Consider the following 24070-nt stretch of genomic DNA (forward strand, 5'->3'; position numbering starts at 1 on the left):
TTCAACCGTGACCGTGACGACCGACGTGCCGGTGGCTTCGGTGGCGGCCGCGACCGCGACGAGCGCCGTTCGGGCGGCTTCGACCGTGACGAGCGTCGTTCCGGTGGCTTCAACCGTGACCGTGACGACCGTCGTGCCGGTGGCTTCGGTGGCGGCCGCGACCGCGACGAGCGCCGTTCGGGCGGCTTCGACCGTGACGAGCGCCGTTCCGGTGGCTTCAACCGTGACCGTGACGACCGCGGCGGCCGCTCCTTCGGCGACCGTCCGGCCCGCTCCTTCGGCGACCGCCCGTCCTTCGGCCGGGACCGTGACGAGCGCGGCGGCAGCAGCCGTCCGTTCTCGCGCCGCGACGACCACCGTTCCGGCGGCCGTCCGCAGGCCGACCGCGGTGGCTTCAACCGTGACCGTGGCGGCTTCGACCGCGACCGCGGTGGCTTCGGCGGTGGCCGCGACGACCGCAAGCCGCGCTGGAAGAACTGACGTCGTACGGCCGGTGGTGGACCGCCGGCCGGACTGACTGACTGACCGACCACACGAAGGGCCCGCTCCGTCCCCCGGAGCGGGCCCTTCGCGTTCCCCCGATACCCCCCCGACACCTCCGTGTGCACGCCCCCCGAGGCGTTGTTCTGGAAGTGAGAATAACCTGTGGCGCGGCACGGCGGTAGTCCCGTAGCGTCACGGACATGAGCAGCAGACTGCATGACGTGGCACGGGTGAACGAGGAGATCGCCGAGCGGGGGAGCTACCGGACGGCCGGCGGCGAACTCGTGCCGGTGGGGGAGCAGTTGACGGCGGCGAAGGCCGGCACGGTGTCGTACGCGCCGCGCGCGCTGGGCGAGTTGCTGGCTTCCGGGGAGCCCGGGCCGGGTCCGGCCGCCGGGCGGATCGAGGTGACGGCCGAGGGGAGCATCGAGGCCGCCCGGCGGCTGGTCGCGGCCGGTGCCGGGTCGGTCGGGGTGCTGAACTTCGCCTCCGCGCGCAACCCCGGCGGCGGCTACCTGCGCGGCGCCCGCGCCCAGGAGGAGGACCTGTGCCGCAGCGCGCTGCTGTACTCCTGCCTGCTGGAGGCGCCCGACTACTACGAGGCGCACCGGGCCTCGACCGACCTGCGGTACAGCCACCGGGTGATCGTCTCGCCGGACGTCCCGGTGATCCGGGACGGGCGCGGGGCCCTGCTGGCCCGGCCGTACCCGGTCACCTTCCTGACCTCGCCCGCGCCCAACGCCGGTCAGCTGGAACGGCGTTCGCCCGGTACGGACGTCCGCGAGGTGCTCGCCGAGCGGGCCGTCCGGGTGCTCGCGGCGGCGGCCCGGCACGAGGTCCGCGCCCTGGTGCTCGGCGCCTGGGGCTGCGGGGTGTTCCGCAACGACCCGGCCGAGGTCGCCGAGGCCTTCGAGGGCGCGCTGGCCCGGTACGGGGCAGCCTTCGAGCAGGTGGTGTTCGCGGTCTGGGACCGCTCACCGGTCTCGGCGAACCGGGCGGCCTTCGAGGCCCGGTTCGGCGCGGCGGTCCGGTAGGCGGGGGCCGACTACCGCTTGCGGGCGGCCAGCACCGTCGCGGCCGTGGAGGCGGCCGCGACCACACCGGTGACCGCGAAGACGGACGGCCAGGCGCCGATCCGCTTCGCCAGCGGGTGCGAGCCGCCGAAGGCCGCCACGTACAGGCCGGTGAGCGCCGCCGCGGTGGCCGTGCCCGCGCTCCGGCGCCACTGCGCGGCCGCCCCGGCACCGGCCACCGCCAGCACCGCGCCGCCCAGTTCGCGCCGGCCGCTCCAGCGGGCGACGCCGTAACCGCCGACCAGACCGCTCGCCGCGGTCAGCGCCGCGGGCGCGGCGGCCGAGAGCACGTTCGGGACCTTCGCCATCGTCGACTCCACTCGTCACTCATCACTCGTCGCGGCTGCGGCCGGAGGGGCCGCGGCCGGAGGGGCTGCGTCGGCTTCCGACCCTAACCCGGCGAACGCGACGGCCGGCCGGGGCCTCTACCCGAAGGCCCCCACCACCGACATCCCCGGCACCATCCGGGCCAGCAGCCGCGCCGCCTCCGCCGGGTCGAGCACCCGCTCCAGCCGCAGGTCGCCCGGGATCTCCTGGATGAACCGCCCGGCCGACCAGGTGCGCTCGTACGGCAGCGGCTCCAGCACCAGGGTGCGCACCCCGTCCAGCACCGGGATGTCGTCGGGCGTCCCCTCGTTCCAGAGCCAGGAGCCGTCCGGCGCGACCAGGTTGAAGGCGCCGGTAGCGATCAGCCGGCGGCCGTCCAGGAACTCGGTCCGGGCCAGCGCCACCACCTCCGGGTCCTGCGGGGTGCCGGGCAGGTGGCCGCCGCCGATCAGCAGGTCGGCGAGCAGGGTGTGCAGCTGGAAGGTGTCGCTCAGGCCGCTCATCCGCAGCAGGTAGCCGGTGCCGGTGGGGCGGTCGAGCACCAGCAGCGGCTCGTCGTCGAGCACCTGCGCCAGGTGGGCCAGGCCCTTGAGGTCGTGCTGCCCGCCCTCGTACCGGTCCGCCAGCTCCAGCAGTACGGCCGTGACGCCCGAGGCACGGGCCTCGGCCCGGACCGGCGCGTGCGCGTAGACCGCCCAGGCGGCCTGCTGCCACAGGTGCAGCGTCCACCAGGCGACCACGGCCAGGTGCGCGTTCCACTCGTCGAGGTGCGCCGGGTCCTCGATCCGGGCGTGCGCCTCGGCCGGATCGTCCTCCTCCCGGTCGGGCAGCGGGCCGCCACCCGTCTGCGCCCAGCGCTCGACCAGCCGCTGCGCGCCGGTCAGCGCCCCGCGCAGGCCGGCCAGCACCGGGCCGGAGCAGGCCACCGGGTCGGCGCCGTACTCCACGCAGGCGCCCGTGATCATGGCCAGGTGGGCCCGGGGGAACGGCGGGGCGTCCGGCAGCAGCGCGGCCAGCCGGGGTCCGGCCGCCTGCCGCTCGGCCGGCTCGGCGGGGCCGAACAGTCCGCCGACCAGGCTCAGGGCCGGGCCGAGGCGCTCGTCGTCCCCGGCCGCGACCACCGCCTCCAACTCGGCCACCGCGTCGAGGAGGGTGGGCTGCTGACGCTGCGACGGGACGGGACCGGGGGTCTGCTCGGTGGACATTCGTCGCAGCATAGGCGGCGCTGCCCGTCCACCGGAAACGCCCCCGCGCTTCTCCACGGTGACGGATACTCGCGGCGTGAACGCGTCGCCTGTCGCCCCTGGTGCCTCTGTTGCTTCCGATGCCCGTGAGACCTCCGAGCCGGCCCTGAAGGTGGCGCCGCTCGAACTCTTCCTGGACCTCGTGTTCGTCTTCACCATCACCCAGCTCACCGGCAGCCTGGCCCACCACCTCACCCCGGGCGGGTTCGCCCAGGTGCTGGTGATGCTGGGGGTGATCTGGTGGATGTACGACGCCTTCATCTGGCTGACCAACGCGATGCCGCCGCGCACCCACGGGCGGCGCGGGCTGCTGATGCTGGCGATGGGCGCCTTCCTGGTGATCTCGCTGTCGGTGCCGCACGCCTTCGAGGGCAGCGGCGCCGCCTTCGGCTGGGCCTACCTGGTCGTGGTCGCCCTGCACACCGGGATGTTCATCGCCGCCGGGGTGACGCCCGCCGCGGTGCTGGGGATGGGCGCGTCCAACCTGGCCAGCGGCGCCCTGGTGGTGGCCGGCGGCTACCTCGCCGGGACCCTCCAACTCGGCTTCTGGGTGGCCGCCTTCGCCATGCAGTACGTCACCCCGAGGGCGGCCCGGCTGCCCGAGTTCCGGCTGCGCGCGGACCACTTCGTGGAGCGGCACGGGCTGATCGTGATCATCGCGTTCGGCGAGTCGGTGATCGCCATCGGGGTCGGCGCGGGAGCCAGCGACCTCGGGCCCGCGCTGATCGCCGTCGCGCTGCTCAGCCTGACCGTCTGCGTCGGGCTCTGGTGGGCGTACTTCGGGCACGACGACGACGAGCGCGCCGAGCACCACATGGCCGCACTGCCCTCCGCGGAACGCAACCGGGCGGCGGTGTCCGTCTACTACCTCGGCCACCTCGGGCTGCTGCTCGGCGTGCTGCTGTTCGCCGCCGGGGTGAAGTCGGCGACCGCCCACCCCGCCGCCGCGATCACCCCGTCGCAGGCCGCCGCGCTGGCCGGGGGCATCACGCTGTACCTGGTGGTGAACACCGCCATCCGGCGCTTCTTCGGGCTGGGGCCCAACCTGCCCCGGCTGATCGGCGCCGCCGCGGTCCTGGCGACCGTCCCGCTGGGCACCGCGGCCTCGGCGCTGGACCAGGTGGGCGCCGTGGTGGCGGTGCTGGCCGCTGTATTCGGGTACGAGTCCGCCTGTCGGCGCCCGGTGGGAGACTTCGGACATGACTGACCGAGCGACTGGCCGAGCGACTGACAGCGCGGGTGACGGCGCGGCCGACCCCGCGATCACCGACGGCCGCTACCGGATCCGCAACGTCGGCAGCGGCCTGCTGCTGGAGGTCGCCGGGGGCTCCCGGCGCAGCGGCGCCCGCGTCCGCGTGGGCGCGGAGGACGGCTCCGAGGCCCAGCTCTGGCAGCTCACCGCCGTGCACCCGGGCGGCGCGCTGTTCCACATCGAGAGCGCCGCCGGCGGCAAGCGCCTGGATGTCACCGGCGCCTCCCCGGAGGACGGCGTCCCGATCCAGCTGTGGTCCGCCAACGCCTTCGGCGCCCAGGAGTGGCTGCTGGAGGCCCACGTCGACGCGCCGGGGACGTACACCGTCACCAGCTTCATCAGCGGCAAGCCGCTGACCGCCCCGGCGGAGCCGGACGCGGGCGTCCAGCAGTGGGAGGACGTCGACGCGCCGACCCAGTGGTGGCGCTTCGAGCGTCGGTAGGAGCGCCCTCCGCGGTCAGGAGCGCCCTGTGGTCAGACCGAGAGGTTGGCGCGCAGGGCGTCCAGCTCGGCCTCGGTGACGCCGTGGGCGTGGAGGTAGGCCGGGACGGTGCCGTGGTGGGTGCGGATCCAGCCGATGGAGGAGGCGATGTGCGCGGCGCTGACCGGGCGTGAGAGCCGCTCGGAGCCGGTCTCGTCGACGTACGGGACGGGGCCCTGGTCCAGGCCGAGGCCGAGGTTGGACAGCAGGAAGTCGGCGGTGATGTCGGCGTCGGAGGCGCCCAGCAGGGACTGCAGGACGGCGATGGTGAGCCCGGTGCGGTCCTTGCCGACCGCGCAGTGCACGAGCACCGGCAGCGCCGCCGGGTCGGTCAGGCGCCGGATGAGCGCGGCGAGCGAGGGGCCGGCGGTCTCCGGCATGAAGGTGTAGAGGTCGGCCTGGCCCTCGGGCCAGGGCCGGTCCACGTCCTCGCGGTTGGCGGGCAGGGTCGGCAGGCTGAGGGTCTCGTGGTCGAGGCCGTGCCGCTGGTCCGGCCAGACCTCCAGCTCGAACGGGCTGCGCAGGTCGATCACCGTGCGCAGGCCGAGGTCCTTGAGCTTCTGGGCGCCCTCCTCGGTGAGCGTGTGGAAGGACCCGGAGCGGTACAGCACGCCCCGGCGGAGGGCGCCGATTCCGCCCGCGTCACGGAAGTTGCGCACACCGGGGATGTCGATGAAGGCGTCGGTCATGGCCTCCACCGTACGGGCGGGGACGGATCGGCGGAAGGAAACCGGAGAGGGCCGTCCGCTGAAGCCCCGCCCCCTGGGTACCGCCGAGCCGGCCCGGCCGGCGGGGGCCTCAGCGGCCCCCGGCGACCTCCAGGAACGCCCCCGTGGTGTACGAGGCGGCCGGGGAGAGCAGGAACAGGATCGCCTCGGCGACCTCCTCCGGCTGCCCGCCGCGCCGCATGGGCAGGTTCGGCGCGACCCGTTCGACCCGCCCGGGCTCGCCGCCGAGCGCGTGGATGTCGGTGTGGATCAGGCCCGGGCGGACGCAGTTGACCCGGATGCCCTCGGCGGCGACCTCCAGTGCCAGCCCGCGGGTCATCGAGTCCACCGCGCCCTTGGCGGCCGCGTAGTCGACGTACTCGTTCGGTGAGCCGATCCGAGAGGCGGCCGAGCCGACGTTGACGATCGCGCCGCCGCGCCCGCCGTAGCGGGTGGACATCCGGCGGACGGCCTGGGCGGCGCACAGGAACGGGCCGGTGATGTTGGCGGCCCAGATCCGGTTCAGCCGGTCCTCGTCGATGTCCTCCAGCCGGCACTGCTTCTCCAGCGTGCCCGCGTTGTTCACCAGCCCGGTGAGCTCCCCGAGTTGGGTGTCCACGGTGGTGAACAGCCGCTCCACCTCGGCGGTGCGGGTGACGTCGGCCCGGACGGCGAGGGCGGTGCCGCCCTCGGCCCGGATCGCGTCCACCACGGCGGCCGCCGAGGCCTCGTCCGTACGGTAGTTGACGCAGACCCGGTAGCCGCGGCGGGCGGCCAGCAGGGCGGTGGCGGCGCCGATGCCGCGGCCGGCGCCGGTGACGATCAGGACCTCGTCGGTGGTGGTGGTCGACATGATCGGTACGCTACCCGGCAGGTCGGCCGCGGACACCCGGGGACGCCGCCCGCAGCGCCGCGATCCTCGGCGCGCGGCTCTTCGGCGAGTCCAGGCCGAAGCCGCGGGCGTCGCCGAGTTCGTCCCGGACGAAGGCCGAGGTCCGGGCGACCGCGTCGCGCAGCGCGTCGTCGGGCGGGACGAACAGCTGGTGGACGATCTCGGCGCGCTCGGTGTCGTACTCCCACAGGCCGACGATCCGGCCGCGGTCGAGCACCAGGTGGGTCTGCGGGTCGGCCTCACCGCCGAAGGTGCGCCCGGCCTTTCCGGCCGGCAGCGGGCGGGCCGCGTCGGCGGGGTCTAGCAGCCGGGGCAGGTCGCGGTGCAGCAGGTGGATGCCGTCGATGCCGGCCAGCAGGGTGTAGTGCGGATCCTTCGGCACCTCGAACCCGGCGAACCGCTCGGCGAGTTCGGGCGGCAGCAGGAACTCGGAGCCGGGTGCGAGCGGGGCCAGTCCGGCCTCGGCGACGGCCCGTCTGGCGGTGGCGGCGGTGAAGCCGGAGAACCAGCGGAAGTGCTTGAGGGTGGCCGGGCCGGCCCAGGAGAAGTAGCGGCGGGCGAGGTCGACGGCGTCGCCGCGGACCGGCTGGTCCCAGCCGACGTAGCCGTAACGCTGTTGGTCCAGACGGCCGTTGACCGGCACCCGACGGATCCGCCCGCGCGACTGCATCAGCCCGAGGGCGAGCGGCAGGGTGGTCGCCAGCCCGCGCTTGCGGCCCGCCTCGCCGAGCGGGCGGACGGCGTCGCCGACCGCCTCCCGGATCGCGGTCGGGTCCAGCGGCCGGTCCGCGGTCAGCACCCGTTCGACGGCCAGGCAGAGTTGCTCGACCTCGTCCCTGGCGACCCCCAGGTGCTTCTGGGCCGCGGCCAGTTCACCCGCCGGGGCGGCCGCGCCGGCCGCCAGGCCGAGCGCGAAGTCGGCGGCCGGCAGCACGTACGTACAGCCGCGCGCGGACGGCAGCTCGTGCACCTCCAGGGCGGCCACCGCCGCGTCCACCGCCGCCCGGCCGAGCCCGGCCCGGGCGAACAGGCCCAGGTACGGGGCCGCGCCGCCCACCGAGCGGGCCCAACCGGTGGCGGCCAGCACCTCGGCGGCGGAGGCCCCGGTACGCGGGCGGTCCAGCCACTGCCGGTGCGACCACCAGGCCCGCAGCTTCTCGACGTCGACGGCTTGCCGGTGGGGATCGTGCTCCATGGGGCCAGTATCGGCGGCCGGGCGGACCCCGGGCCGGAAATCGCTCGCCCGGCGCGGCCCGTTCCGGAGAGGATTCCGGAGCGGGTGCGGTAGTCGCCCGTCCGTTCGAGAGGAGTCCGTCCGTGTCCGCCACCCCCGGCACCGTCCTGCTGTCCGGCATCGTCGGCTCCACCGCGTACGGCTTCGCCCGGGCCGGCTCGGACATCGACCGGCTGGGCCTGTTCGCCACCCCCACCGAGGAGTTGCACGGCCTGCACCGCCCGGCCGAGTCGCACGTCACCACCGCGCCGGACGTCACCCTGCACGAGGCCGCCAAGTGGTGCCGCCTGGCGCTGTCCTGCAACCCGACCGCCTCCGAACTCGTCTGGCTGCCGGAGGACCTGTACGAGACCGTGACCCCGCTCGGTCGCGAACTGGTCGGGATCCGCTCGACGTTCCTCAGCGGGCCGGCCGTCCGCAAGGCCTATCTCGGTTACGCCGACCAGCAGTTCCGCAAGCTGCTGACCCGTGACACCGGGGACCCGGTCACCCGCCGCCGGGCCGCCAAGCACGCCCGGCACCTGGTCCGGCTGGTCGAGCAGGCCGTCCGGCTGCACGAGACCGGCCACCACCTGATCCGGCTGACCGACCCCGAGCACGTCCGTGACCTCGGCGAACGCATCGCCGACCGCCCGGATACCGCCGAATCCCTGCTCGCCGACGCCGCCGAACGCCTCGCCCGCCCCGGCGTCCTGCCCGACGCCCCCGACCCGCGCCCCGCCGAAGCCTGGCTCCGCCGCGTCCGCGCCGCCCACTACACCCCGCCTCAAGCCCCGCCCCGGGAACCCGGCGCGTCCACCCAATCCACTGGCGGAGCCCTGGGCCCCACCGGGTAGGATCGCCGTGGCCCTCCCCGCTCGGGACCTCCGGGATCCAGCCGGGGCGAAGGGCCACGGGCCACTAGCTCAATTGGCAGAGCTGCGGACTTTTAATCCGTAGGTTCAGGGTTCGAGCCCCTGGTGGCCCACTCCTCCCGGAGGCGTTCTCACCCCCGCGGACCTGCGAATCAGCGCCCTGACTCGGCTTTGCCGGGCAGGGCGTTTCCGCTTTCCCGGGTGCGGGCGAGCCCGGAGCGGGTCCGACGGTCTCGCCGACCGCCGCAGCGTCTCGAGGAGACGAGACCCTTCGAGTGAAGAACCGGAGCAAGGCCGCCTGATTGGCGGTTCGCTGGCTGCCGGGGAGTTTTCCAGACCATACCTTCAACTCCGGCGCTCACGGTGGCGGCGCTCGTGCGCGGAGTTCGTCGACACCTGCCACAGACCACAGACCACAGAGCCAGGAGGAACAGTCATGCGCCTGACCCGCGGCGCTCTCGCTGCTGCGACGGTGGCGGCTTCCGTCTCGGCCTTCGGCCTGCCCCTCTTCCTCATGGACCGGACCTCCCACGGTTCCGATGCCACGCGGGTCCGCATGGTCGGTGTCTCCGGCACGTCGCTGAGCAACGCCGAATCGTCCTGGCCACTCTCCGCGAATCCGGGCTCGCAGGAACCAGCGCGTCCCTGTCACAGCTACGGCGGCCCCTACTGCGGCTGGGTGGGAGCGTACTGGGGCGGCTGTGACAGGGAGTGGGGCCTGAGCTTCGGGATCAAGAACCCCAACTGGATCTGCCCCCACGACCCCCGCCCGAGCCCCTCGGCCACGGCGGACTCCACCGAAAGCAGCAGTCCCTCCTGACCGGTTCCGCCGGGAGGCCGGCCGTTCGCCATCGCTACGGCTGGGTCGGCGGCACCTCAGGCTCCTGAGGTGATGTGACGTCAGGGGTCGAAGGTGCTGCCGCTTCCTGTTCCGGCCGAGCGGCACGCTGCCGACGGCGTCGGCGGAGCCAGGCCGTGGCCAGCGCTCCCAGAACCATCAGCAAGCCGCCGGTCGCGATCCCGATGCGCTTCGCGCCCAGACGACCGACGCTCCCGCCGACAGCCGCATCATCGGGCGGAAGAGGAAGGCCGGTGCCTCCGGAGCCGAGAGCGGGTGACGGCGAGCCGGACTCCTGGGGCGACGGGGCGGCGGACGGGCCACCCCCGTCGGCAGCCGCACCATCGTGCTGACGATCGTGGTCATCCTGGTCACCGTCGTGGTGGCGGTGGTCGTCGTCGTAGTAGTCGTCGACGCAGTGGGCGGCTGCGAAGAAGAAGGATCGCTCGTGGCGGCCGAAGGCCTTCACGGTGAAGACCGGGTGCTCCCTGTAAAAGGCGCGAATCTGAAACTGATACAGGCCGCTGGTGTTGGTGGGATAGTCCACGTTCAGATACGTCGCAATGGTGAAGTTGCTCCATGGCGCGTCCGGCGACGAGGACGAGGACGAGGACGAGGACGAGGAGGACGAGGGGGACGAGGGGGACGAGGGCGAGGACGAGGACGAGGACGGCGGGTCCTGGATAACGAGAGCCTCCGGCCCACGCCGGTTGTTGATCAGAATCGCCCTGAGATTCTTGTCGATGAGCACGACACGGCGGGCACTGAAACAGTGGCGCCAGGGATTGTGGTGATGGTGGCGGCCTTCCCCCTCTCCCTCCCCCTCCCCATCCCATTCCGGGGACCACGGGGAGCCGGGCGCGTGCCGTGTGGACGCCTGCGCGGCGACGCCTGCGGGCGCGGATGCGAGGACGATGGCCGCACCCGCCAGCGATGCTGCAACCCAGGGTCGAAGATTCATCCGATGGCCTCCATGGGTGGCGGACGCGGGCAACCGCCCGCAGGGCGACACAGTGGGGTATCAGAAGAAGTTAAGAGGGCTCGACTCGTCACATCGTGAACATCCTCGGGGAGCCGCACCCTTGTCACTCAGCCGCAGCAGTACGCCGAGCTGCGGAAACAACAGCAGGCAGCCTGTTCCAGCCGGCCGCACCGTGCTCAGGACCGATCGTCCGATCCGTGGGTTCAGGGTTCGAGCCCCTGGTGGCCCACGCGATGGAACCGTGCCCGACCCGGGCGTCCCCCCTTCGGGGAGGGACGCCCTTCGTCATGTGGCCGAGCGGCGGGCTCCCACGTCGAGCCGGGAGTTCGCTGCGGCAGGGCGGGCGCGCGCCGGTCGTTCCGGCGGACCTCCCGTCCGTCGGGCGTCGCGCTCAGCGGTCGACGCCGACGGCGACGGACTCGATGACGCCCTGCCAGGCCCGGTGGTATCCCTCGCGGAGCGGGCCGCCGACGAGGTCCAGAATCGCCGAGGCGGCCTCGACCAGCGGCGCGGGGTCCTGCGAGGTGCCCAGCCGGGCGTAGGCGTCGAGCAGCGCGGTGCCGCGCTCGGGATCCGCCGCCAGCAGGCGCCGCGCCAGCCACTTGCCGCTGCCCGTCCAGGCTCGGTGGTGGTCGCACAGCAGGTCGGCAGCGGTGTTGACCACCACTCCGGCGGTGATCAGCTGTTCGACCGGAGCGGTGGCGTCGAGCAGGTCGTCCAGCGCGTCCGTCAGGCCGTAGCGCTTGGTCTCCACGGTCTCCGGTTCGAGTGCGGGCGGGCCCTGGCGCAGGTCTGCCGCCGCCAGGGCCCGGGCCCGCCCGGCCTCCCCGTCCACGTCGACCAGGACCAGGCCGGTCGCGTACATGTTCTGCAGCACGGCGCGCCGGGTGGCGAGGTCCACCGCGAAGAGGTCGCGGAGACCGGCCCGGGTGTGGACGAACAGCTCCACGACCCGCCCCTCGAAGCGGAGCGTCTCCCGGTAGGTCCCGCCCCCGTCGGCGATCAGGACCGCGAGGTCCAGGTCACTGTTCGCGCCTGCCCGCCCCGAGACGGTGGATCCCGCCAGGACCACGGTGAGCGCTCCGGGGAAGCGGTCTCGGACGAGGCGGCGTGCTTGGTCGATCGGATCATGGTGCATCCGGCCACGCTCCCACAGGCCCTGGGGCCGTCACACCACCGGAGCCGGGTCCCGGTAGACGCAGGCGCCGGGCGCCGGGACCCGCTCGACGGGGGCGCCCCGACCTGCGGTCGCGGGCGCCGCCCCCTGGGGAGACGGGGCTGGGGAGGTACCCGGTGGGAGTGAGCGACGGTGACTCAACTATCTTGAGACCATGGGACCTTTGAAGCCGGACATGGCTCAGCTCGTCGTCGGACTTGTCTGTTTCTTTCTGATATTCGGGGTTCTCGGGGCGCTGCTGCTTCCGCGCATCGAGAAGACCCTGGAGGAGCGCCGGGACGCCACCGAGGGTGGTGTCGAGCGGGCCGAGGAGGCGCGGGCCGAGGCCCAGCGCGTGTACGAGGAGTTCCAGGCGGAGCTCTCCGCGGCGCGGCACGAGGCGGCGCTGATCCGGCAGACCGCCACTGAGGAGGGGGCGGCGCTGATCGCGCAGCTGCGGGCCGAGGGGCAGCAGCTGCGGGACCGGATGCTGGCGGAGGCGAAGGTCCAGCTGGAGGCCGACCGGGTGCTGGCCGAGGCCGAGCTGCGGGAGGACGTGGCCCGGCTGGCCGGCGAGCTCGCGGGCCGGGTCATCGGCGAGCCGGTCGCCGAGCTGCCGCGCACGCGGGCGATCGCCGACGAGTTCTTCGCCGAGCACGACGCGAAGGCGGGCGCGCGCGCCTGAGGCCCCGCAGCTGTCGTACTTCCCCCTGACGGACCGGGCCCTGGTCGGTGGCACAGCCACCGACCAGGGCCCGATCCGTTCGCGGTCAGCTCTCGGTCGCGAGGGGGCGGGCGGGGGTGCGCGGGGCCGGGGCGGGGGTCGGGGCCTCGGTGGCGCGGGAGAGGCGGAGGGTGAGGGCGATCATGGCGAGGACGGCGGCGAGGGCGAGCCAGGTGGCGGCGGCCGCGGCGGTGGCGTGGGTGTGATGGTCGAGGACCGCGAAGTAGGTGCCGCCGATGGTGGTGACGCCGGTGACGGCGGCGAACTGCTGGGTGGTGGAGAGGGTGCCGGAGGCGGTGCCGGCGCGCTCGGGGGTGATGCCGGCCATCGGGGCGCCGATCAGGGAGGGCAGCACGAGGCCGTTGCCGATGCCCATCAGGCCCATGGTGATCAGCAGGACGGGGAGGGCGTGCCGTTCGCCGCTGGTCTGCAGGGCGAGCGCGGTCAGCAGGAGGCTCAGGGCGGTGATCGCCCCGCCGGCGACCGGGACGCGCAGCCCGTGCCGGGGGAGCAGGCGCTTGCCGGTCAGCGAGGAGGCCATGGCCAGGACGGCCATGGGGGTGAAGACCAGGCCGGAGCGCAGCGGGCTGTAGCCGAAGCCGGTCTGCACGGTGAGGCTGATGACGAAGACGAAGCCGGCGAAGAAGGCCATGAAGGCGGCGTTGACGGCCAGTCCGGTCCGGAAGACCCGGCCGCGGAACAGCTCCGGGTCGAGCAGCGGCTGCCCGCCACGGGCGGCGAGGCGGCTCTCCCAGCGCAGGGCGGCGAGGAAGGCGGGGACGGCGGCGGCGAGCATCGTCCAGGCCCAGATCGGCCAGCCGGCCTCCCGGCCGAGGACGAGCGGGACGAGGGCCAGGGCCAGCGAGCCGGAGACGGCGAGCACGCCGATGCCGTCCAGGGCGGGGCGGCGGCCGGTGGTGGTGCGCGGCAGGACGGCGGCGGCGACGGCGAGGACGATCAGGCCGACCGGCAGGTTGACCAGGAAGACGGCGCGCCAGCCGAGGCCGAAGAGGTCGCCGTCGAGCAGTACCCCGCCGAGCAACTGGCCGCAGACGCCGCTGAGTCCGCCGGTGACGCCGAACCAGGCCAGGGCGCGCGGCCGGCCCTCGGCGGGGACGACGGTGGTGATCAGGGCGAGCACCTGGGGCACCATGGCGGCGGCGGTGAGGCCCTGGAGCATCCGGGCGAGCACCAGCTGGGTGGGGGACTGGGCCAGCCCGCAGAGCACGGAGGCCACGGTGAAGGCGACCATCCCGGACAGGAACATCCGCCGGTGGCCGAGGACGTCGCCGAGCCGCCCGCCGAGGACGAGCCCGGTGGCGTAGCTGAACACGTAGCCGGCGACGACCAGTTCCAGCGCGGCCTGGCCGGCGCCGAGGTCGGCGCGGATGGCGGGCAGGGCGACGTTCACGACGTTGCCGTCGAAGCCGTACATGAAGAAGGCCGCCAGGATGACGGGCAGGAGGGGTGGGCGGAACGGGCCGGACAGGACGGACATTGGGTGCGACCTCCGGTGAGGGCAGTTATTGGTGAATGCGCCAAAAACTTGGGCGGAAAAAGCGCCGGGGGTCGCCCGGCGGGAAGGCTCAGGGGCGCAGGTCGTCGACGACGGCGTCGATGGTCGCGTGCAGCGACTCGGACTCGAAGCCGGCCTTGGCCTGCAGCAGCAGTCCGTGGAAGGCGGCCATCACCTGGCGGGCCAGCACGCGGGCGGGGCGGTCCGAGCGGATCTCGCCGCCGAGCCGGCCGTCCTCGACCGCCGCCGTCAGCCGGGCCTCCAGCGGGATGAACGCCTGACGCGCCAGATCAGCCAACTCCGGTTCGCGCAGGGCCAGTTCGGTGACAGTGTTGACCGCGAGGCAGCCCCGGTGGTCGGCTGTGGCCTGGTCCACCCCGGTGCGCAGCAACTGCCGGATGCGCTCCAGCGGCGGCTGGTCGTCCGGCATGGTGCGGTCGCCGCCCGCGCCACCCTCCCGGTAGCGGCGCAGCGCCAGCTCGAACAGCTGTCGCTTGCCGCCGAAGGCGTTGTACAGGCTGCCGCGCAGCATGCCGGTGCTTTCGGCCAGGTCGTCGGTCGAGGTCGCGGTGTACCCCTTGGTCCAGAAGGTGTTCATGGCCGCGTCGATCGCGGCCTCGGTGTCGAACTTCCGCGGGCGTGCCATGGTGAGGATCGTGGCAGTTATTGTCTGACTTGTCAAAAACTCCGTCAGATCGCGCCCGCCTGACCGGAAGTCGGTCGCCTCGGCTCCGGCACCCCGCGGGCCATGGCGGATGTCATGTCGGCCGGGTGCCCGCCGACACTGACGCGGCCTCAGGAGCGGGCCGTAGCGTGGTGGTCATGGAGATCGTGAAGAGCACCTCGACCCCGGTCCGTCGCACCGAGTGGAGCCTCGCCCTGCTGGGCGGGCTGAAGCACCGGGGCGAGTTCGAGGCCCGCGAGCGCACGGTGCACGTCGCCGCGCTCGGCGGTGCCAAGCTCGACCACACCGAGGCCGCGCTGCCCGCCGCCCCGACCCACCTGGTCAAGGCGGCCCTGGTCGGCGGTGCGGAGCCGGCCTACCCCGGGGGCGCCTCGGCCGAGGTGGACGCCTTCTCGGTCTTCGGCGGCGTCGACCTGACCGTCCCGGTCGGCACCACGGTCGAGGTGAGCGGCTTCTCCCTGCTCGGCGGCCGCAGCAAGGGCGTGACCGGTGAGCCCGGCGGCCCGGTGGTCAAGGTCCGCTCCTACTCGCTGGTCGGCGGCGTCAAGGTGCGCCAGAGCGCCTGACCGTTCCGGCCGGGGCAGGTCCAGGGGCCTGCTGGAGTGGTCCGAGCTGTCCGCCAGGCGTTTCGACGGGTGGCAATGTGACGGAGATTCACTTCAGCCGGGTTCGCCACCGACGAACCGAGCACCCCCGCCGCCCCGTGACGGGCGACCCGGCGGCCGATCCGCCCATGCGGACCCCGAGCGAGGCCCGGTCCGACAGCAGGATCCCCTGGCGTCTTCCGGGCGGCGCGGGCCTGTCCGAATCAGGCGTTTTCGGGTGCTATGTCGGCAAACTGTCGCGTGGTGTCGGGGGTTGTAGGTGTACCTGAGGGCTGTGATCGTCTTCGCTCTCCATATGATCGGAAGCCACGATGGTCGGTCTGTATTGACCTTCGTACGTGCAACCTGGGAGGGGCCTCGTCCGTCTCTTCTGTGTGCGGTGCGCCAGATCGTCCGGGGCGTCGCTTCCGTCGGTGAAAGGTACGCGCATGTCAGGTCGGAAGGGCGAGAGCCCGGCTCGGGGCGAGGACGTGCCCACGACGGAAGGCGCTACGGGCTCCGTGCCCGGGCCGCGCGGCGGCGGCCGGGCGGAGGCCCGCCGCGCCGCGCAGAGCAAGGGCGGCGGCGGTTCCGGGGCCGCGGGCGGCGGCCGGGCGGCGGCGCGCAAGAACGCCAAGCCCAAGAAGAACGTGAAGAAGATCGTCGCCTGGTCGGCGGCGGGCGTGCTGGTGCTGATCGCGGGCACCGGCGGCGCGATCTACTTCAAGCTCAACGCCAACATCAAGTCCTTCGACGCGGACGCGATATCCACCGACCGCCCGCCGGAGGCCAAGGCCGACGCGGACGGCAACAAGCCGGTCAACGTGTTGCTGATCGGCTCCGACAGCCGGGGCGGCAACAACTCCGACCTCGGCGGCGGCGAGGACGGCGGCGCCCGCTCGGACACCACGATCCTGCTGCACGTCTACGCCGACCACAAGCACGCCGTGGGCATCTCGATCCCGCGCAACACGATCGTCCCGATCCCGCCGTGCAAGCTGCCCAACGGCAAGTGGACCAAGGGCGGCAACGACCTGTTCAACGCCGCCTTCTCGGTCGGCGGCAGCGACAGCGGCAACCCGGCCTGCACCCAGAACACCGTGGAGAAGGTCACCGGCATCCGGGTCGACCACACCATGGTGGTCGACTTCAACGGCTTCGCCGCGATGACCAAGGCCGTCAACGGCGTGGACATCTGCCTGCCGAAGCCGATCTACGAGGGCGACATCAACCCCAACCTGCACAAGAAGGGCGACCTCGTCCTGCCGCAGGGCAAGCAGACCGTGGACGGCCAGAAGGCGCTCGACTACGTGCGCCTGCGGCACGGCATCGGCGACGGCTCCGACATCGGCCGGATGAAGCGCCAGCAGGCCTTCATGAGCTCGCTCGCCACCAAGATGAAGAAGGAGGGGCTGAGCCCCACCAACCTGCTGCCGCTGGCCGACGCGGCGACCAAGTCGCTGACCGTCGACCCGGGGCTGGACTCCGCGGACAAGCTGCTCTCCTTCGGCCTGTCGCTGAAGAACATCGACATGCACGACCTCAAGTTCGTCACCGCGCCCTGGCGCTACCGCACCCAGGACGCCAACATCGACCTGGTCCAGCCGGACGCCAACAAGCTCTGGGAGACCCTCAAGGCCGACCAGACCATCGACGGCCAGAACGCCACCGGCCAGCAGCCGGACGCCACCGCCAGCACGAGTGCCGCGCCGTCGCAGGCCGCGCCCAGCACCCCGCCCGCCCCGGCCGGGGACGCCACCAACTCCGCGATCAAGGTGGCGGTCTACAACGGGACGACCGTCAACGGCCTGGCCGGCAAGGCGACCGACCAGCTGAAGGCCGCCAAGTTCACCGCCAGCACGGCGGGCCAGGCGGCGAGCACCAAGCAGAAGACCACCACGATCGAGTACAGCTCCAGCCAGAAGGCGAACGCCGAGAAGGTCGCCGCGCTGTTCCCGGGCGCCAGCCTGGAGCCCAGCAGCGCGCGGGGCATCTCGGTGGTCGTCGGCCAGGACTTCGCGGCGGCCAACGGCATGGGGGCGGGCACACCCGCCGCGGGCGCCACCCCCGGCACCCCGTCGGCCCCGCAGCCGCTGCCGACCACCGTCACCAACGACGCCCGCTCGGCCGACGACGACATCTGCGCGAACACCACCTACGGCAGCGGCGGCTGACCGCCACCACCGGACAGTGCGGGGACGACCCCCGGGACCGGCGCCCTCCGGGGCGCGTGGCCCCGGGGGTCGTGCCATGGTGGGCCTGGGGCCTGTGCGCCCAGGGAGGGGACCACCACGGCACCGAAAGGCGGACCCCATGCCCGAGATCGCCATGCAGATCGACATCGCCGCGCCCCGGGACGTCGTCCTCGCCGCGCTCAACACCCACGACGGGCTGACCAGCTGGTGGACGACCGCCGTGGACCGCGAGGACGACGTGCTGCTCTTCGACTTCCCCGGCGTCCCCGAGCCCTTCCGGCTGCGCCGCGAGCGGGCCGACCTGGAGCGGGTGGTGTGGGCCAACGCCGGGGCCTTCCCGCCGCACTGGGCGGGCACCTGGATCAGTTGGGACCTCGCCGACCAGCCCGACGAGCCCGGGCGCACCCGGCTGCTGTTCCGGCACGGCGGGTGGCAGCCGGGCAGCGAGGAGGGCGTGCCGATGGTGGCCGGCACCTGGGCCGAACTGCTGGTCCGGCTCAAGGACTACGCGCAGAGCGGCAAGGTGCAGCCGTACTTCGTCACCGCCAAGCGGCACGACCCCGAGTGAGCCCCGGCGGCCGGTCCGTGCCCCGGTCCGTGCGCCGACCCGTGCCCCGGTGACGGGCCCCCGTCGGGGCGCCGGTCGCCCGCCAGGGCGCCGTCCGGTGGCGGGAACGCGTCGGCGGGCCGAAGGTGGGCGGTGTACCCCCGTCGTACGGCCGTCCGCGCGGACGGCCGGACCGGTCCCGGCCGGGCCGCCGCCCGACCGACCGACACACCACAGCCGGCCACCACCGCCTCCGGGAGGCCCAACGATGCCCGTAGTGACCGATCCGTACAAGCCCGGCACCCCGTGCTGGATCGACCTGATGGCGAGCGACCAGCAGGCCGCGCTCGACTTCTACCGCGACCTGTTCGGCTGGCAGGGCGAGATCGGCCCGGCCGAGTTCGGCGGCTACGCCGTGTGCACGCTCAACGACCGCCCGGTCGCCGGGATCATGGCGCAGTCCGCGCCCGAGGGCCAGCCGGTGCCGCCCGTCGCCTGGACCACCTACATCGCCTCGGACGACGCCGACGAGGCCAACCGGTCCATCGCCGCGGCCGGCGGCACGATCCTCTACGAGCCGATGGACGTCGGCACGATCGGCCGGATGATGGTCGCCGCCGACCCGACCGGCGCGGTGTTCGGCGTCTGGCAGGCGATGGACTTCATCGGCGCGGGCGTGGTCAACGAGCCCGGCGCGCTGGTCTGGAACGAGCTCAACACCACCGACACCGACGCGGCCGGTCGCTTCTACCAGCCGGCGCTCGGGCTGCGCCCGGCCACCATCCAGGGCATGGACGGCTACTTCTCGCTGAACGTCGGCGACCGCACCGTCGGCGGCATGCAGAAGGTCCCCGGGTACCTGGGGGCCGGCACGCCCTCGCACTGGATGACGTACTTCTCGGTGGACGACACCGACTCCGTGGTGGACGCCCTGGTCAAGGCCGGTGGTGTGGTGATCCAGCCGCCGTTCGACATGCAGTCCGGCCGGATGGCCGTGGTCCGGGACCCGCAGGGTGCCGTCTTCTCGGTGATCCAGGCGCCCGAGGCGCAGATGCCCGACTCGCCGTAGTGACGACGGGCCGGGGCGGCCGCGACGGCCCGCCGACCGGAAGCCGCCCTTCCCGCGACGCGCCGCCGGGAATGGGCGGCTTCCCCCGCGTTCCCGGGTAAGACTGCACCCATGCTGGGGCTACCGGACGACATCCGTGCTTTCCTCTTCGACCTCGACGGGGTGCTCACCCAGACCGCCACGGTGCACGCCGCGGCCTGGAAGGACACCTTCGACGCCTTTCTGCGCGCCGAAGCCGCCCGCACCGGCGGGCAGTTCGTCCCCTTCGACGCCATCGACGACTACGACACCTACGTGGACGGCCGTCCACGCCTCGACGGCACCCGGGCCTTCCTGCACAGCCGGGGCATCGACCTGCCCGAGGGGGCCGAGGACGACCCGCCGAACGCCCGTACCGTGCAGGGGATCAGCCGGGCCAAGAACGACACCGTGCTGCGGCTGATCCGCGAGCAGGGGGTCGAGCCCTACGAGGGCTCGGTCGCCTACGTGCACCGGCTGCGCGCGCTCGGACTGCCCAGCGCGGTGGTCTCCTCCAGCGCCAACTGCCGGGACGTGCTGCGCTCGGCGGGCATCCTGGAACTGTTCGACGTGATCGTGGACGGCGTGGTCGCCAAGCAGCAGGGCCTGCCCGGCAAGCCCGCCCCCGACACCTACCTGTACGCCGCCCGCGAGCTCGGCGTCGACCCCGCGCACGCCGCCGTCTTCGAGGACGCGCTCGCCGGGGTCGCCTCCGGCCGGGCCGGCGGCTTCGGCGCGGTGGTCGGGGTCAACCGCACCGGGCAGGCCGCCGAACTGCGCCGCGACGGCGCCACCGTGGTCGTCGACGACCTTTCCGAGTTGCTGGGGGGAAAGTCATGAGTGAGCGAATCATCGGAAGGCGCGTGTGGGCGAATGCCCCTGCCGAGCGTAGCGAGGTGGGCTCATGAGTCCCGCCGACAACTTCACCATCGATCCGTGGCAGATCACCGAACACGGCCTGGACCTGGCCGCGTTGGCCCGGGCCGAATCCGTCTTCGCCCTGTCCAACGGCCACATCGGCCTGCGCGCCAACCTGGACGAGGGCGAGCCGCACGGCCTGCCCGGCACGTACCTCAACGGCGTGTTCGAACTGCGCCCGCTCCCGTACGGCGAGGGCGGCTACGGCTACCCCGAGTCCAGCCAGAGCGTCATCAACGTCACCAACGGAAAGATCATCCGGCTGCTGGTGGACGACGAGCCCTTCGACCTGCGCTACGGGGAACTCCTCAGCCACAAGCGCTGGTTGGACTTCCGCGAGGGCATACTGCACCGCGAGGCCGAGTGGATGTCCCCGGCCGGGCGGACCATCCGGGTGCGCTCCTCCCGGCTCGTCTCGCTCACCCAGCGCGCCATCGCCGCCGTGGAGTACAGCGTCGAGGCGGTGGACGGGCCGGTGCGGATCGTGCTCCAGTCCGAGCTGGTCGCCAACGAGCAGCTGCCCGGCGGCCCCGAGGGCGACCCGCGCGCCGCCGCCGTCCTGGAGGCCCCGCTGCAGGCCGAGGCGCACCACGCCAGCGGCACCAAGGCCGTCCTGGTGCACCGCACCCGCTTCAGCGGCATCCGGGTCGCGGCCGGGATGGACCACGTCATCGAGGGCCCGGAGAAGCTCGACACCGTCGCCGAGGCCGAGGCCGACCACTGCCGGATCAGCGTCACCACCGTGCTCGGGGCCGGGCAGCGGCTGCGACTGGTCAAGTTCATGTCCTACGGCTGGTCCGGCACCCGCTCGCTGCCCGCCGTCCGGGACCAGGTGGAGGCCGCGCTGACCGCCGCCCGGTACACCGGCTGGGACGGCCTGGTCGCCGAGCAGGCCGACTTCCTCCAGGAGTTCTGGAGGACCAGCGACGTCGAGATCGAGGGCGACGTCGAACTCCAGCAGGCCGTCCGGTTCGGCATCTTCCACGTCCTGCAGGCCGGCGCCCGCAGCGAGGAACGGGCCATCCCCGCCAAGGGGTTGACCGGCCCCGGCTACGACGGGCACAGCTTCTGGGACACCGAGACCTTCGTCCTGCCGGTGCTCACCTACTGCCTGCCCAACGCCGTCAACCAGGCCCTGCGCTGGCGGCACACCACCCTCCCGCTCGCCCGCGACCGGGCCGCCCAACTCGGCCTGGCCGGCGCGGTGTTCCCCTGGCGCACGATCCGCGGCGAGGAGTGCTCCGGCTACTGGCCGGCCGGCACCGCCGCCTTCCACATCGGCGCCGACATCGCCGTCGCCGTCGCCCGCTACGTCCGGGCCACCGGGGACGAGGAGTTCGAGCGCGAGTACGGTCTCGAACTCCTGGTGGAGACCGCCCGGATGTGGCGCTCGCTCGGCCACCACGACACCGCCGGGAAGTTCCGGATCGAGGGCGTCACCGGCCCCGACGAGTACAGCGCCGTCGCCGACAACAACGTCTTCACCAACCTGATGGCGCAGACGAACCTGCGCGCCGCCGCCGAGGCCGCCGTCCGCCACCCGCGCGAGGCCGGCGCCCTCGGCGTCGACACCGAGGAGACCGCCGCCTGGCGCGACGCCGCCGCCGCGATGTACATCCCGTACGACGCGGACCTCGGCGTCCACCCGCAGGCCGACGGGTTCACCCACCACCAGCTCTGGGACTTCGAGAACACCGAGCCGGAGAAGTACCCGCTGCTGCTGCACTTCCCGTACTTCGACCTGTACCGCAAGCAGGTGGTCAAGCAGGCCGACCTGGTGCTCGCCATGCAGGTGCGCGGCGACGCCTTCACCGACGAGCAGAAGGCCCGCAACTTCGCCTACTACGAGCGGCTGACCGTCCGCGACTCCTCGCTCTCCGCCTGTACCCAGGCCGTCATCGCCGCCGAGGTCGGCCAACTCGACCTCGCCTACGACTACACGGCGGAGGCGGCGTTGATGGACCTGCACGACCTCGGCGGCAACACCCGCGACGGCCTCCACATGGCCTCGCTCGCCGGCGCCTGCATCGCCCTGGTGGCCGGCTTCGGCGGCCTGCGCGACCACGGCGAGACGCTCGACTTCCGGCCCCGGCTGCCCTCCGGGCTGATGAAGCTCAGCTTCTCGCTGATGGTGCGCGGGCACCTGCTCGGCGTGCAGATCACCCACGACGGGACGACCTACACGCTGCGCCGCGGCGAGGTGATCCACCTGCGGCACGACGGCGAGACGGTGCAGGTCAAGGCCGGCTCCCCGGTCACCCTGCCCACCACCTCCCCGCCCGCCCAGGAACGCTGCGCCCAGCCCCCCGGCCGTGAGCCGGCCCGCCGCCAGCCCCAGGCGGGGCTGGCCGCGGGCAAGCTGGGGCAGCAGGACCACCTGGCGGCGGAGTAGCCGCCGGGGCCGCCCCCGGGCCGCTCAGGGCCCGCTCCCGTCGCGCGGAGCGGGCCCTCGCCCGTCCGTCGCCCTCACCCGTTCGTCCCACCCCGAGTGCGCCGTTCCACGGCCCGTCGGAGGGTGCAGGTGTCCTGCGGCGACCGAAGGAGTACTCCCGTGGCGAGCGTGGCCGAACAGATGGTGGAGGTGCTCCGGCAGGCCGGGGTGGAGCGGGTCTACGGCGTCGTCGGCGACAGCCTCAACCCCGTCGTCGACGCGATCCGCCGCGCCGAGGGCATCGGCTGGGTGCACGTCCGCAACGAGGAGGCCGGCGCCTTCGCGGCCGCCGCCGAAGCCGAGCTCTCCGGCCGCCTCGCGGTCTGCGCCGGCTCCTGCGGCCCCGGCAACACCCACCTCGTCCAGGGCCTGTACGACGCCCAGCGCAGCGGCCTGCCGGTGCTCGCGCTCGCCTCGCACATCCCGTCCGGGCAGATCGGCACCGGCTTCTTCCAGGAGACCCACCCCGAGCGGGTGTTCACCGACTGCAGCAACTGGTGCGAGATGCTCTCCACCCCCGCCCAGCTGCCCCGGCTGCTCCGGATCGCGATCCAGCACGCGATCGGCTCGCACGGCGTCTCGGTCTTCGCCTTCCCCGGGGACGTCGCCGCCCTCCCCGCCGCCGGGCCGACCGGCACCAGCCACTTCCTCACCGAGCAGGCCGTCGCCGCGCCGCCCTGGTCCCAGGTGCAGGAACTCGCCCGGCTGCTCAACGCGGCCCGCCGGGTCGCCCTGTTCTGCGGCGCCGGGGTGCGCGGGGCGCACACCGAGGTGATGGAGGCCGCACAGGCGCTGAAGGCACCGATCGGGCACTCGCTGCGCGGCAAGGAATGGATCCAGTACGACAACCCGTACGACGTCGGCATGAGCGGCCTGCTCGGCTACGGCGCCTGCCACGAGGCGCTGCACTCCGCCGACCTGGTGCTGCTGCTCGGCACCGACTTCCCGTACGACTCCTTCCTGCCGCAGATCCGTACCGTCCAGGTCGACCACGACGCCACCCGGCTGGGCCGGCGCACCGCGCTGGAGCTGGCCGTGCACGGGGACGTCGCGGCCACCCTGCGGGCCGTCCTGCCGCTGCTGGACGAGAAGAAGGACCGCTCCTTCCTGGACGGCATGCTGAGGAAGCACTGCCGGGCGCTGGAGGACGTGATCGGCGCCTACACCCGGGACATCGAGAAGCACCTGCCGATCCACCCCGAGTACGTCGCCTCGGTGCTCGACGAGGTGGCCGCCCCGGACGCGGTGTTCACCGTGGACACCGGCATGAACAACGTCTGGGCCGCCCGCTACCTGCAGCCGAACGGCCGCCGCCGGGTGATCGGCTCCTTCCTGCACGGCTCGATGGCCAACGCCCTCCCGCACGCGATCGGCGCCCAACTCGCCTGCCCCGGACGGCAGGTGGTCGCGATGGCGGGCGACGGCGGGATCGGCATGCTGCTCGGCGAACTGCTCACGGTGGCCAAGCACCGGCTGCCGGTGAAGACGGTGGTGTTCAACAACGGCGCGCTCGGCATGATCAAGCTGGAGATGCTGGTCTCCGGCTACCCCGAGTTCGAGATCGACAACGGCGACGTGGACTACGCGGGCATCGCCCGGGCCATGGGCATCCCGGCCAAGCGGGTCGCCGAGCCGGCCCGGGTCCGGGAGGTCCTGGCGGAGGCGCTGGAGCGGCCCGGCCCGGCCCTGGTGGACGTGGTCACCGACCCCAACGCGCTGTCCATCCCGCCGTACATCACCGCCGCCCAGTTGAAGGGCTTCGCGCTGGCGGCCGGGCGCACGGTGCTCTCCGGCGGCGTCGGGCGGATGATCGACCTGGCCCGCAGCAATCTGCGCAACATTCCCCGGCCGTGAGCGGCG

Annotated in this window: 23 protein-coding genes, 1 tRNA gene and 1 pseudogene; 16 read left to right on the top strand and 9 right to left on the bottom strand. The window is 73.3% G+C overall.

What is annotated here, in order from left to right; translation table 11 throughout:
- Positions 1-480, top strand: a pseudogene (locus tag ACFVWU_RS12460) (RNA helicase); the annotation flags it as partial.
- A 203-nt stretch (positions 481-683) separates the two neighbouring features.
- On the top strand, positions 684-1517 hold the full coding sequence (locus ACFVWU_RS12465) for a TIGR02452 family protein (protein ID WP_387618732.1): 834 nt from the start codon (positions 684-686) through the stop codon (positions 1515-1517).
- An 11-nt stretch (positions 1518-1528) separates the two neighbouring features.
- On the opposite strand, the gene ACFVWU_RS12470 is transcribed toward ACFVWU_RS12465, so the two are convergent.
- Together ACFVWU_RS12470 and ACFVWU_RS12475 are read right to left on the bottom strand one after the other, a co-directional pair.
- The gene (locus tag ACFVWU_RS12470; RefSeq protein ID WP_380609057.1) at positions 1529-1864 is read right to left on the bottom strand and encodes a hypothetical protein; all 336 of its coding nucleotides are present in this window, start codon (positions 1862-1864) and stop codon (positions 1529-1531) included.
- A 117-nt stretch (positions 1865-1981) separates the two neighbouring features.
- Entirely contained in the window at positions 1982-3088 is a 1107-nt protein-coding gene (locus ACFVWU_RS12475; RefSeq protein ID WP_387618736.1) for a hypothetical protein, read from the bottom strand.
- A 76-nt stretch (positions 3089-3164) separates the two neighbouring features.
- On the opposite strand from ACFVWU_RS12475, the gene ACFVWU_RS12480 reads away from it, so the two are divergent.
- Both ACFVWU_RS12480 and ACFVWU_RS12485 read left to right on the top strand, forming a co-directional pair.
- A complete protein-coding gene (locus ACFVWU_RS12480; protein WP_387618738.1) occupies positions 3165-4334 on the top strand; it encodes a low temperature requirement protein A in 1170 nt (389 codons plus the stop codon).
- Complete coding sequence (locus tag ACFVWU_RS12485) at positions 4327-4821, top strand: RICIN domain-containing protein (protein WP_387618740.1); 495 nt, start codon at positions 4327-4329, stop codon at positions 4819-4821. Before ACFVWU_RS12480 ends, ACFVWU_RS12485 begins: the two co-directional genes overlap by 8 nt.
- Positions 4822-4853: 32 nt before the next feature.
- Here ACFVWU_RS12485 and ACFVWU_RS12490 read toward each other — a convergent pair whose 3' ends face one another.
- From ACFVWU_RS12490 to ACFVWU_RS12500, 3 genes are all read right to left on the bottom strand, one after another.
- Complete coding sequence (locus tag ACFVWU_RS12490) at positions 4854-5549, bottom strand: tyrosine-protein phosphatase (protein ID WP_387618743.1); 696 nt, start codon at positions 5547-5549, stop codon at positions 4854-4856.
- A 109-nt stretch (positions 5550-5658) separates the two neighbouring features.
- Positions 5659-6420 carry an SDR family oxidoreductase gene (locus ACFVWU_RS12495; protein ID WP_387618745.1) on the bottom strand — a complete coding sequence of 254 codons (762 nt, stop codon included), beginning with the start codon at positions 6418-6420 and terminating at the stop codon, positions 5659-5661.
- Between the two features lie 10 nt (positions 6421-6430).
- Complete coding sequence (locus tag ACFVWU_RS12500) at positions 6431-7654, bottom strand: DNA glycosylase AlkZ-like family protein (RefSeq protein ID WP_387618748.1); 1224 nt, start codon at positions 7652-7654, stop codon at positions 6431-6433.
- A 122-nt stretch (positions 7655-7776) separates the two neighbouring features.
- Here ACFVWU_RS12500 and ACFVWU_RS12505 point away from each other — a divergent pair, with 122 nt between their 5' ends.
- The 3 genes from ACFVWU_RS12505 (at position 7777) to ACFVWU_RS12515 (ending at position 9367) form a co-directional block, all read left to right on the top strand.
- Positions 7777-8529 (top strand): DNA polymerase beta superfamily protein, encoded by a 753-nt coding sequence (locus ACFVWU_RS12505; protein WP_387618750.1) that lies wholly within the window; start codon positions 7777-7779, stop codon positions 8527-8529.
- Positions 8530-8587: 58 nt separating this feature from the next.
- Positions 8588-8660: transfer RNA gene (locus ACFVWU_RS12510), tRNA-Lys, on the top strand.
- Between the two features lie 323 nt (positions 8661-8983).
- Positions 8984-9367: a hypothetical protein gene (locus ACFVWU_RS12515; protein WP_387618753.1), complete on the top strand. Its 384-nt coding sequence runs from the start codon at positions 8984-8986 to the stop codon at positions 9365-9367.
- A 34-nt stretch (positions 9368-9401) separates the two neighbouring features.
- Here the strand turns inward: ACFVWU_RS12515 and ACFVWU_RS12520 are convergent, their stop codons facing one another.
- Complete coding sequence (locus tag ACFVWU_RS12520; protein WP_387618756.1) at positions 9402-9932, bottom strand: hypothetical protein; 531 nt, start codon at positions 9930-9932, stop codon at positions 9402-9404.
- A gap of 16 nt (positions 9933-9948) precedes the next feature.
- Between ACFVWU_RS12520 and ACFVWU_RS12525 the strand changes: the two genes are divergently transcribed.
- On the top strand, positions 9949-10179 hold the full coding sequence (locus ACFVWU_RS12525) for a hypothetical protein (protein ID WP_387618759.1): 231 nt from the start codon (positions 9949-9951) through the stop codon (positions 10177-10179).
- Between the two features lie 579 nt (positions 10180-10758).
- On the opposite strand, the gene ACFVWU_RS12530 is transcribed toward ACFVWU_RS12525, so the two are convergent.
- Positions 10759-11505 carry a nucleotidyltransferase domain-containing protein gene (locus tag ACFVWU_RS12530; RefSeq protein WP_387618762.1) on the bottom strand — a complete coding sequence of 249 codons (747 nt, stop codon included), beginning with the start codon at positions 11503-11505 and terminating at the stop codon, positions 10759-10761.
- A 214-nt stretch (positions 11506-11719) separates the two neighbouring features.
- On the opposite strand from ACFVWU_RS12530, the gene ACFVWU_RS12535 reads away from it, so the two are divergent.
- The gene (locus tag ACFVWU_RS12535) at positions 11720-12208 is read left to right on the top strand and encodes a hypothetical protein (protein WP_387618765.1); all 489 of its coding nucleotides are present in this window, start codon (positions 11720-11722) and stop codon (positions 12206-12208) included.
- An 85-nt stretch (positions 12209-12293) separates the two neighbouring features.
- Here the strand turns inward: ACFVWU_RS12535 and ACFVWU_RS12540 are convergent, their stop codons facing one another.
- Together ACFVWU_RS12540 and ACFVWU_RS12545 are read right to left on the bottom strand one after the other, a co-directional pair.
- Positions 12294-13745 carry an MFS transporter gene (locus ACFVWU_RS12540; RefSeq protein WP_387618767.1) on the bottom strand — a complete coding sequence of 484 codons (1452 nt, stop codon included), beginning with the start codon at positions 13743-13745 and terminating at the stop codon, positions 12294-12296.
- Positions 13746-13833: 88 nt separating this feature from the next.
- Complete coding sequence (locus ACFVWU_RS12545) at positions 13834-14409, bottom strand: TetR/AcrR family transcriptional regulator (RefSeq protein WP_387618770.1); 576 nt, start codon at positions 14407-14409, stop codon at positions 13834-13836.
- A 176-nt stretch (positions 14410-14585) separates the two neighbouring features.
- Between ACFVWU_RS12545 and ACFVWU_RS12550 the strand changes: the two genes are divergently transcribed.
- The 7 genes from ACFVWU_RS12550 to ACFVWU_RS12580 all read left to right on the top strand — a co-directional run bounded on the left by ACFVWU_RS12550 (position 14586) and on the right by ACFVWU_RS12580 (position 24064).
- Positions 14586-15014 (top strand): hypothetical protein, encoded by a 429-nt coding sequence (locus ACFVWU_RS12550; protein ID WP_387618773.1) that lies wholly within the window; start codon positions 14586-14588, stop codon positions 15012-15014.
- Positions 15015-15481: 467 nt separating this feature from the next.
- Positions 15482-17206, top strand: a complete 1725-nt coding sequence (locus tag ACFVWU_RS12555) for an LCP family protein (RefSeq protein WP_387618776.1) — start codon at positions 15482-15484, stop codon at positions 17204-17206.
- A 139-nt stretch (positions 17207-17345) separates the two neighbouring features.
- Positions 17346-17795, top strand: a complete 450-nt coding sequence (locus tag ACFVWU_RS12560; protein ID WP_387618778.1) for an SRPBCC domain-containing protein — start codon at positions 17346-17348, stop codon at positions 17793-17795.
- A gap of 247 nt (positions 17796-18042) precedes the next feature.
- Entirely contained in the window at positions 18043-18843 is an 801-nt protein-coding gene (locus tag ACFVWU_RS12565) for a VOC family protein (protein ID WP_387618781.1), read from the top strand.
- 111 nt (positions 18844-18954) lie between these two features.
- Positions 18955-19701 carry an HAD family hydrolase gene (locus ACFVWU_RS12570; RefSeq protein WP_387618783.1) on the top strand — a complete coding sequence of 249 codons (747 nt, stop codon included), beginning with the start codon at positions 18955-18957 and terminating at the stop codon, positions 19699-19701.
- Between the two features lie 64 nt (positions 19702-19765).
- On the top strand, positions 19766-22171 hold the full coding sequence (locus tag ACFVWU_RS12575; RefSeq protein ID WP_387618786.1) for a glycoside hydrolase family 65 protein: 2406 nt from the start codon (positions 19766-19768) through the stop codon (positions 22169-22171).
- Between the two features lie 180 nt (positions 22172-22351).
- On the top strand, positions 22352-24064 hold the full coding sequence (locus ACFVWU_RS12580; RefSeq protein WP_387618876.1) for a pyruvate dehydrogenase: 1713 nt from the start codon (positions 22352-22354) through the stop codon (positions 24062-24064).
- Positions 24065-24070 lie beyond the last annotated feature (6 nt).

The organism is Kitasatospora sp. NPDC058190 (genome assembly GCF_042883685.1).
In the GTDB taxonomy this organism is placed as follows: Bacteria; Actinomycetota; Actinomycetes; order Streptomycetales; family Streptomycetaceae; genus Kitasatospora.